Annotated in this window: 7 protein-coding genes; 1 reads left to right on the top strand and 6 read right to left on the bottom strand. The window is 36.6% G+C overall.

Annotated elements, in window-relative coordinates; all coding sequences use genetic code 11:
- Window positions 1-76 precede the first annotated feature (76 nt).
- Window positions 77-2608 carry a penicillin-binding protein 1A gene (locus tag OLW01_RS00090; protein ID WP_268074560.1) on the top strand — a complete coding sequence of 844 codons (2532 nt, stop codon included), beginning with the start codon at window positions 77-79 and terminating at the stop codon, window positions 2606-2608.
- A 126-nt stretch (window positions 2609-2734) separates the two neighbouring features.
- On the opposite strand, the gene yihA is transcribed toward OLW01_RS00090, so the two are convergent.
- From yihA to OLW01_RS00060, 6 genes are all read right to left on the bottom strand, one after another.
- Entirely contained in the window at window positions 2735-3397 is a 663-nt protein-coding gene (yihA, locus tag OLW01_RS00085) for a ribosome biogenesis GTP-binding protein YihA/YsxC (protein WP_428980167.1), read from the bottom strand.
- Window positions 3398-3452: 55 nt separating this feature from the next.
- Window positions 3453-5552 (bottom strand): ATP-binding protein, encoded by a 2100-nt coding sequence (locus tag OLW01_RS00080; RefSeq protein WP_268074558.1) that lies wholly within the window; start codon window positions 5550-5552, stop codon window positions 3453-3455.
- A gap of 16 nt (window positions 5553-5568) precedes the next feature.
- The gene (locus OLW01_RS00075; RefSeq protein ID WP_268074557.1) at window positions 5569-7857 is read right to left on the bottom strand and encodes an EAL domain-containing protein; all 2289 of its coding nucleotides are present in this window, start codon (window positions 7855-7857) and stop codon (window positions 5569-5571) included.
- Between the two features lie 28 nt (window positions 7858-7885).
- Window positions 7886-9397: a response regulator gene (locus OLW01_RS00070; protein WP_268074556.1), complete on the bottom strand. Its 1512-nt coding sequence runs from the start codon at window positions 9395-9397 to the stop codon at window positions 7886-7888.
- Between the two features lie 455 nt (window positions 9398-9852).
- Window positions 9853-10551, bottom strand: a complete 699-nt coding sequence (gene fre, locus OLW01_RS00065; protein ID WP_268074555.1) for an NAD(P)H-flavin reductase — start codon at window positions 10549-10551, stop codon at window positions 9853-9855.
- A gap of 42 nt (window positions 10552-10593) precedes the next feature.
- Window positions 10594-10872 carry a 2Fe-2S iron-sulfur cluster-binding protein gene (locus OLW01_RS00060; RefSeq protein WP_268074554.1) on the bottom strand — a complete coding sequence of 93 codons (279 nt, stop codon included), beginning with the start codon at window positions 10870-10872 and terminating at the stop codon, window positions 10594-10596.
- Window positions 10873-10874 lie beyond the last annotated feature (2 nt).

Raw genomic sequence — 10874 nt, 5'->3', positions numbered from 1 at the left:
ATTATTTTTAACATAACGCTTTTGAAACTTGATAATATAGAGTTTCAAGTTTTACCGCCAGATAACTTCAGCCTGGATGCTATTTGTGAAAAAAACGCTTAAATATTTACTTTATTTTACTATCTTATCAAGCATAGCTGGTTGCTTAACTATTTATGCAACTTATTTGTATTTTGAAGATGAACTTCCTTCTGTTCAATCATTAAAAGATGTTGAATTTCAGACCCCTATGCAGGTTTACTCTGCTGAAGGCTTGCTTATTTCTCAATTTGGTGAAAAAAGACGAATCCCCATGCGCTACGAGGATATTCCACCCAAATTAATTGATACTTTATTAGCAACTGAAGATAACCGATTTTTCTCACACAACGGTGTCGATTTTATCGGGATAGTCAGAGCCGCTATTACAGTATTGACCAGTGGTACTAAAAAGCAAGGCGCCAGTACAATAACAATGCAAGTTGCGCGTGGTTTTTTCTTAAATAGAGATAAAACTTATATCCGCAAAATAAAAGAAATTTTTATCGCGCTAAAAATGGAACAAGAGCTAACCAAAGAAGAAATTTTAACTTTATACATTAATAAAGTTGAACTAGGTTACCGTGCATTTGGTTTTGGCGCAGCAGCTAAAGTGTATTATGGGAAAAACATTGATGAACTCAATATTGCACAACTTTCGATGCTCACTGGTCTGCTAAAAGCCCCTACAGCATATAATCCACTACGTAATCCTGAACGCGCTTTATTTAGACGAAATACCGTTTTGTGGCGTTTAAAAGATGCAAATTATATTAATGAAAAAGAATATCAAGATGCGATATCCTTACCTTTAACAGCACAATACCATGGTGCTGAAATAGCATTAGATAGCCCATATATCGCTGAAATGGTTCGCCAAGAAATGGTTGAAAAATATGGAGAAGAAACTGCATATACACAAGGTTACCAAGTTTTTACTACCGTCAGCTCAAAAACACAAACTGCAGCCATGGATGCTTTAAGACAAAACCTGCATAACTATGATGAACGTCATGGCTATAGAGGCCCACAAAAAGCGCTTTGGATTGATGGCGAAGAATCTAAACCTAGCGATGAAACGTTAATTCAACAGCTTGAAAACGAACCCGATTTTGGCTGGTTAGAAAACGTTGTGGTAGTAAATACAGACACCGAAAAAAACCAATTTAGCTTTTTACGTAAAAATGGTACTTACGATGTTGTTAATTGGTCAGGTATGAGCTGGGCGCGTCCTTACATAGATGATGATAGTCAGGGTGAAGAACCTAAATCTGTCACTGATATTGTAAAAAAAGGTGACTTAGTCAGTGTTAGAAAAGTAGATGATACCTGGCAGCTTTCACAATACCCTGATGCTTCAGCTGCATTAGTTGCACTCGATCCCAATAACGGCGCATTAAAAGCGTTAGTGGGTGGCTATGATTTCAGACAAAGCGAATTTAACCGTGTAACCCAAGCTAAACGCCAAGTGGGTTCAAACATAAAACCTTTTATATATTCAGCCGCAATCGCTCATGGATTTACATTAGCTAGTATTATTAATGATGCGCCGATTAATCAGTGGGATAGAAGACAAGGCACCGTTTGGCGTCCGCAAAACTCACCAGCAGTTTATGATGGGCCAATTCGAATGCGCAAAGCTTTAGCTAAATCTAAAAACGTGGTATCGGTTAGATTACTGCGTGCTGTTGGCTTAGACGATTTAATTGATCACATGTCAAAATTTGGATTTGATAGAAACGATTTACCCAGAAACGAATCTTTAGCTTTGGGCTCCGCTTCCTTTACACCGCTAGAGTTAGTTAGTGCCTACTCTGCTTTTGCCAATGGCGGGTTTATTGTTGAACCATATTTAATTGAACGTATTGAAGACATGCAAGGCAATGTATTATTTGAAGCTAATCCTAAGCTAGCCTGCGATCCGTGCCAAGCGGAAAAAACGGAAGTGGATTCATCTTTTTCTACTAACCCTGATATGACTGAAAAAACGGTTGAGCCCGCCCCTAGAGCAATATCCGCCCAAAACTCATTTTTAATTGCTGATGCGATGACAAGTACAATTTGGGGTGGTGGTAACTGGAATAGAGGCACAGGATGGAATGGAACGGGCTGGCGCGCTCGAGTACTAAAAAGAAAAGATATTGGCGGTAAAACAGGTACCACCAATGAAGCAAAAGATACTTGGTTTAGTGGTTATGCTCCTGATTTAGTTGTCACAAGCTGGGTTGGATTTGACGACCATAGACGCGCCTTAGGCGCAACCAGTTACAATAATAATCTAGGAAAAGAACAAGTTTACGGTAAAGAATTTGGGGCCCAAACCGCACTGCCCGCTTGGGTCGACTTTTTAAAAGTCGCGCTAGAAAATAAACCAAAGCAAAGTACAACTTTACCTGAAGATATAACAACCGTTCGTATTGACCGCGAAACCGGAAAACTAACAAATAAAACTGATTATAGCTCAATATTTGAGTACTTTATTAGTGGAACAGAGCCAACTCAATATATTGATGATAGCCCAAGGATTGAAATGCTTAATGCCAACCAAGCTGGCGAAGTTATGGATGCTGAGCTAAATCAGATATTTTAATTAATTTAAACCTGCTGAATAAATAGATTAGAAGCTGTTATCTTATATTGAGGTGAGTTTATTTGAGCTTGGTGCGGTGTTTAGTTTATCCAAGCTCTATCTGAATAAATCGTTGAATAGCTTAGGCTATTCAACTTCAGTTTCAGGGTTTAATAAAGGTTCTGAAAACCAACCATTAAGCTTGCGCTTTAAAGCGGGTAGCCCTGTACCTTTAAGAGATGAAAAAAGCTCCACTTCTACATCACCTTCAAAATTAATACTCGCTTGTCTCACTTCCTGTAACACTTTATTACGCGCTGATTGTTTTAATTTATCGGCTTTGGTTAATAAAATAAGTACAGGCAATTCACTGTCTACGGCCCAAAAAATCAAATCCTGATCCAGTTCTTTTAATGGATGACGGATATCCATTAATACCACTAAACCAGCTAAACTTTCTCGCTTTTGCAAATACTCGCCAAGTGATTTTTGCCACTTTTGTTTTACCGCTAACGGAACTTTTGCATAACCATAACCGGGTAAGTCGACGAGTCGTCTTTGCTCATCTAACTCAAAAATATTAATTAATTGAGTTCGCCCGGGCGTCTTACTCGTTCTCGCTAAGCTTTTTTGTTCAGTAAGCGTATTTAATGCACTAGATTTACCAGCATTTGAGCGACCTGCAAAAGCCACTTCAAAACCTTCATCTGTCGCTAAACTCGCAATATTAGGCGCGCTAATTGTAAACTTTGCGTTTTTATACTCGATCACAGGATAACTCCGTCTTAATTTTGCGCTTAGTCTAATCATTTCTCAAAACATTACTAGACTTTTTGACTTACATTTTAATAAACCGATGCAGCGCTTAATTTAAGCTGGGCTCTAAAATAACAAAATCCAGTTCATCTAATAAAGTTTGAAAGTAGCGTTCATGAACCGAGAAGTTTTGCTCTCTTAGGCTGTGTTCAAGTTCAGCCGCTTTTTCGGTGAGTTTTTGAAAACCAAAGTTACCTGCAGAGCCTTTTATACTATGTGATATTTGAATAATTTTGTTCCAATTATTTTCGGCTTTAGCCTGCTTTAATTGTTTAACTTGAGCGGGTAAACCTTGTTTATATTCAACAACCATTTTTTCAAACTCAACACTGTCAATTGAAAATAACAAATCGTCATCTTCATCATCGTTTATATCTACCGGTAAAAAACGTGCTAACAGGCTGATAAATTCATCTTGATCAATAGGTTTGCTAATATAAGCGCAAAAACCGTGTGATAAATAGTAATCAACATCTTGCTTCATGGCATTGGCCGTAAGCGCAATAATAGGAGTGTCACGATCGTTTCGACGAATTAATTCTGTCGCTTTAGTGCCATCCATGATCGGCATTTGAATATCCATTAAAATGAGATCAAAATCATTTAATAAAGCTTTCTCAACCGCTTGCTCCCCATTATGAACTAACCACACCTCAATGCCTAATTGAATCAACCTTTGCCGAATTAAGCGGCTATTATCAAGATGATCTTCAGCTAATAAAACTCGGCCTTTAAATTTTTCATTGTGTACAGAATCTTGACTCGCTTCAACGACTGCAGTTGGCAATTGATTAACCCAGGTTGCTAAAGGTGAAACAGGCGCAGTAATTGTAAAACTAAACTCAGAGCCAATCCCTTCTTCACTACTGACATTAATTTCACCGCCCAGCCTTGCAATTAACTCTTTTGAGATATACAAGCCTAATCCAGTTCCGCCAAACCGTCGTGAATGTGAGCTGTCTGCCTGATTAAAAGCATGGAAGAGGTTATTCACAACCGTTTGGTTCATTCCCATGCCTGTATCTTTAATTTTAATGCTGAGTTGCTCTTCAGGTTTCGAGTAAGCAACCCGCACATGCACACCACCTTGCATTGTAAATTTAATCGCATTGTTAGTTAAATTTAATAAAATTTGATACAAACGAGTACCGTCTGTTATCACTTTATCAGGCAGTGGAAACGAATAGCTAACTGTAAAATTTAGTCCTTTTTGCTGCGCCAATGCATGCTGGTTTTGGCTCAGTTTATCAAGCCAATTTAATAAATCAGTCTCTCGACTTTCAACTTCAAGTTTACCAGCCTCAATTTTTGACAAATCTAAAATATCGTTCGCAATATTCAATAAATGTTTACTATTGGTATAAATGGTCGGTAAAACATGGTCACATTTTAACTGTTGGCTATCTGCTGATAAATAAGATTCTGAATAGCCAATTATGGAGGTTAAAGGTGTTCTAATTTCATGGCTCATATTAGCCAAAAATTGACTTTTAAAATGATTAGATTGTGCTTCTTTTTCCAACAACTTTTGCTTTTGCTCACTCGTTTCGGCAAGCGCTTGTTCATAATTAAACAGTCGACGGTTCACCTGCTCTAAAATAATACTAGCAATCCAAGCAATAACCGACCAAATAAATAATAAAACCAAAACCGAAATATCAACATTACTTATTTCAGGCTTTGCCTGTAAAAGTAAAAAGGGTACAAAAAAGCTAATCAAGCCTGCAATAAGTTGTACTTTCGCCCCCATTTGCGAGATAACAATCCCAATTAAAAACATTAAAACTGTAGGAACAACAAACACATAATTTTGAGTTAAAAAAATATTCAAATAAGTAGAAAACATAACGCCGACAAAAGTATAAATCACTAACGACGTTTTCAATGAAAATAGAGGTTTATTTGAAAATGTGGCCCAAGTTATGGTACTCCACGCAACTAAATAACAAGCTCTTGCAGGGGCAACAATTGAAAAGTTTTCAGCAGAAATAAAATAAGACAAAATTAAAAAAGCAAGCGGGACTATCCCACCTATAGCGTAAACATATGCGACAACCGGTCTAACTCGCTCATCCATGTGAGTCTGATATTTTGCTTCATTTTCCGGTGAAAAAGTTTGTCGCTGTAAAAAAGAAAAAAAACTATCCATCTATATTTCCGTAATTTTATTTATTATTTAAATGGTGCTGTTTATATTGCGTAATGATATGTGAAAATTCTATTTCAATTTCTCGGCCATCTTCGCCTAACGCTAGTACTTTACTTACGCTGGTTTCAATTAGATTAATTAATTTGTGTTCCACTGATTTATCTACTGCGGTAATCAGTAAATTAGCTCTAATATCTAATAACAAAGCATCAATAATTTTATGAGCGTCCTGTTCAAATGTTGAAACTCGCTTTTTCAAGCTGCTCAACGCCAGTTCTAATCCATTAATCAATTCAACCATTGCATTTACATGTGACAATTCACGCCACTTTTTTTCTAACCCTTTGGCCAAACACAAACTAAAAGCTTCAAACCAAGGTTCGTTAACCACTGGGCAGTAATTAAATAGCAGACTAGTATGTTTTACATTAATAATAAGCCTATTATTAAAATAATAAATTTCGCCAGCATCCTTTAATAAAGAAAAGGTGTTCTCCTCCATTGCTGAACAAGCCGCATTAGCAGCACGATAATGACGAATACCTTCTCGCGTTTCTAACTGTACACATACATGCCAATTAAACCGATTAGTAAAATCATAAAAAGTACTTATAAATGAGTTTTGATCTTGAGAGAGTATCAATTGCGATAAAAATAAACTCAACTCTCGATAGCAGCCTAACTCGTTTGTATTCACTAACGTTTCGTCGGCTTCACTATAGAATAAATGGGGCTTTTTATTAACTTGGTGCTGCTTTATAGTTCTTAACTTAGTTTGTAACTGCCCTATTGAATCTAGCTTGACAAAATAATCATCACAGCCCGCGGAAAAAGCTTTTAGTTTTTCATTGGTGTTCTGTTTACCGACAAATAAGACGGTACTATTTATCGCAAGTAAACGATCATTTATCTGGCGACAAACATCAAACCCATCGTTTAAACAACTATTATCAACCAATATAATATCGGCTGTGTAATTTGTCAGCTCGCTAATAAACGTACTTTCATCACTCAAAATAACAACATCAAACTCAACATTTAATACATCTATAAGCGTATCACTAAACAGCTTATCCCCACTCACCACCACAATTTGCTTTTGCTCATGAAAAGGAACACTAATATCTAAATATTCAGGGTGGTTATGTAACCATTGACTAAATTCCGAGCCAGGCATAGGTTTAGCGTAAAAAAAACCTTGGCCTTGATCGCATTTTATTTTTTTCAAATAATCTAAAGTTTCAGCGTCTTCGATACCTTCTGCTACCACATGGATATTTAATTTATGCGCCATTTCAATGGTTGATTCCACAATGGTTTTTGATTGGGGTCGCGTCGCATAATTTGAAATAAAAGACCTGTCTATTTTAAGCTCATTAAAAGGCACATCTTGTAGCTGCTTAATAGATGAGTAGCCAGTTCCAAAATCATCTATGGATAAACCAAAACCTTTCATTCTTAACCTAGTTAAAATTTCAACTGATGCAGAAGTATCTTCTGCCAACGCGCTTTCAGTTAACTCAACCACAATATTTTTGTTTGGTATATTATATTTTTTAGTTAATCGACTTAAGTAATCAGGTAAGTTTAAATTATTGAGTGATGCTGCTGATAAATTGATAGAGACTTGCAAATTGATATTCACTTTTAGCCACTGCTGCAACAAAGGTAGCACCTGATGAATAATACAATCCGTTAGCTCCCCAATCAGGTTATGCTTTTCAGCTAAATCAATAAAAATAGGTGGTGGAACCATAGTGCCGTCAGCCAAGCGCCATCGAGCCAAAGCTTCAACGCCTAATACGTACAATTGATCAATATCAAATTTTGGTTGAAAGAAAGCCTTTATCTCTTTGTTTTTAATTGCATTTTTTAGCGCCGGAATTAACAGAGTTTCATCTAAATTAGCATGAGGTAAGCTAGGGCTTTTTCGAGCTTTGGCAGTATCATCTTGAATAACATTTAATAATCGCTCAAGTGGAAATGGTTTTGCTAAAGGCAAATGCATCTTCAAACCATAATTTAAACCCAATTGTTGAGCAGAATTTAGTACAGATGCTTCACAACCTGAGGTAATTGAAATAGCGCCTTTGTACTCTTTATCCTTAAGCCACCGTAATAGTTGAACGCCATCTGAGCCTGGTATGGATAGGTCTAGTAAGATATGTTCATAATGTTCTAAATTAATAGCTCGCAGATCTCGGCCATTTGCAACTGCAGTTGCAGATACCCCTACAAGTTCAACCGCATCGCTAATAAATTCAGTCATTAGCTCATCGTCATCAACCACTAAAATCTGCCGCATCCTTGACTCCTTTATTTAGAAGAGATTTTTATGTCAATACTACATCCATTTGACTCAATAATTCTTTTTTTCTGAAAGGTTTACTGATGATAGGAATATTTGCCAATCCCTCTTTGTCAATCAACTTGTTGTCAGTATACCCACTCATAAATATAATAGAGGCATCAGGTTTTTGCTGGAGTAATAAACTAGCAAACTCAGCACCATCCATTTCACCTGGCATTACCAAGTCACTTAAAATCAAATCAAAGTCTTCATTCTGTGCTAAGTCTAGGCCTTCGCTACCTGAGTTTGCTGTTTTAACATTAAGTCCGTATATACCCAAAAACTCTTTTAATAAATGTAAAATTGGCGCTTCATCATCAACGACTAAAATATGTTTGCCATTGAGCTTTTGTTCTATTTCCATATTGGGTTCCTTTTCATTATTAACAACTTTACTTGACTGCAACGCTGGAAAATAAAGATAAAAACAACTACCTTCATTTTCTTTGCTTTTGAGTGTAATAAACCCGTTGTGGTTATGCATATAGCTTTGCACCAAGCTCAGCCCTAACCCCGTTCCTTTGTTGTTCATTTTGGTTGTAAAAAAAGGGGAGAAAATTTTGTCTTGTATTACTTTAGGTATGCCACAACCTGAGTCTTCGATACTTAAACCGATAAAAATTTGTTGATTCTCTGCTGCTGTTACATTTAATTCTTGCGCACTTGCTAAAAATGTTTTGATTACAATGCGACCTTGTCCTGCCATGGCATTATTGGCATTCATACATAGATTAATCAATACATCAATAAAATAGCTTGAGTCCAACTCAACAGGTAATAAATGTTCCGTTAAATCAATTGATATTTCTACACTATTAGAAACAAGTTCTTGTAATAATTCAAGGTTATCTTGAATAATTTTATTTAAATAACAGGGAGATGCATTTTTTTGCTCATGATAGGCCAAGTGGCCTAACCTTGCAGATAATACCCGCCCCCGCTCAACCCCCTTTAGTGCCGAGCAAACACATTTTTTTATATTGAGGTCTTGCGCTGCTGATAATTGCAATATTTCTAAATGGCCCGTGATTACATTCAAGATATTGTTTAAGTCATGAGCAATACCACCCGCATAACAACTCAGCATATCAAATTGCATGCTTTGCTGATCATTTAACTCGTCAAGCTGCGCTTCGTTAAGAGCTTCGACAAATATCAAGGTAGATACTTGCTGTTCATTTATTGGGTAATCACGTTTAAAAAATGAAAAAGATAACTTTGCATTAAAGGGATCAGCCAACCCGCGTTTAGCTAAACCAACCATGTAATTTTGCTGATCTTCTCTTGATCGGCGCATTAACGAATAAACATCGGGGATTAAATCTTCAATTTTTAATTTTGTTACTGGTTGTTGCGATAACTCTAAATAATTCAGTCCTGCTTCATTAATCACAACAATGCTGTTAGCGGCGTTTAATCCAATTGCCGCGACAGTGAGTTGATGGATAATCTGCTGCATTTGGTCTGTTTCAGCAGTCGACTTTGGGTTTAGCATCCTGAATAAACCTTTAACAAATAATATGAACGATTACACCCATAACTAAGTGTTACTTTGTTCTTTGCAAAATTTTAGATGACGTATTAGCAACGCTTATTTTTTCAGCCACCAATCAGGTGTCAACACAAGCTAAACCAAGATTGAATAATGCATTAACCGATTGTTAAACACCTAGTTTTTGAATCAATTTAACGTTACGCCTAAGTATAGTTAAACCTGTTTAGGATGCTAATTTTATTGAAAGATTATTTTTAAGTGAGATGGATAAGTCTAGGCGGTGTCTTTAACTTAAGCTAAGTTTAAAGCTTAAAATAAAGGCGCAAATTAAAAAATAATAAGAAACTTAAAAGGGGCGAACAGGCAGATAATACGCTTAGGCTTGCCGTGTTTAAGTTGCAGGAAAAATCAGCAACCTAAACACCCTATAATTTATTGAATGTTAAAGCTATCCATTAAATAAAAGAAAATGCATCACCAAAAATATGCTCAACATCTAAGCCTTTAGCTACAAAAGCCTCTCTCGCTTTTCCAACCATTTCAAAACGGCCTGCACAATAAATATGATACTCAGCTAAATTAGTAAAGTCTGCTAATACTGCATCAATCACTAAGCCCGTTCGACCTTGCCATGATGCATCCGCATCTTCAATAACTGGAATAAAATTAAAATGCTTATGCTCTGCATGCATCGTTAACCAATATTCAAGTTCATAAGCTGCTGCTTGATTACGTAGCCCCCAATAAAAAAAGATCGGTTGCTGGAAGTTTTGCTTAAGCAAAGTTTCAGCAATTGATTTGGTATAACTAAACCCTGTACCACCTGCTAACAAAATAACAGGTCGAGTATCATTATCTCGCAAACCAGCTTTACCTGATGGGCCATGAAGCATTACAGTTGGGTTGTTTTTGATATGAGTTAATGCCGTGGATGCCCATTTATCAGCTTGCGCCGCGCCAATATGCAGTTCAATAAATTCGTTGTCTAACGGAGAGTTCGCAATTGAAAAAGGTCGCTTATCATTTTCGCCAATAACCAATTCAATATATTGACCAGCTACAAAAACTAAGGGCTCAGTTGGTTTTAATAAAACTTTAGAGACGTGCTCTGTTAGCTGACTAATTTCAACCACTTTACATTCAATATCAAACATTTAATTTCTCTTAATTGGTATTCTTAATTACTATTGCTCACTTTACACATTTGGTAGTTCAAGCTCAATATCCGTTAATGGATAGGCTATACAAGCAAATGTAATCCCTTGAGCTTTCTCTTCATCGGTAAATACATAGGGTAAATCACCATAGCTTACCTTTCCCTTAGTTAACTTACAAATACAGGTATCGCATGTACCCTGTAAACAAGAATAAGGAAAATCGATATTGTGCCGAAGCGCTGCTTCAACTATGGTTTCCAGCGGTTCTACACTAAATTGTATGCCGCTGGGTTTTAGCGTTACTTGAACAGAGTTCATGG

This window comes from Catenovulum adriaticum (genome assembly GCF_026725475.1).
GTDB lineage: Bacteria > Pseudomonadota > Gammaproteobacteria > Enterobacterales > Alteromonadaceae > Catenovulum > Catenovulum adriaticum.
This window is presented reverse-complemented; position numbering and strand designations above follow the sequence as displayed.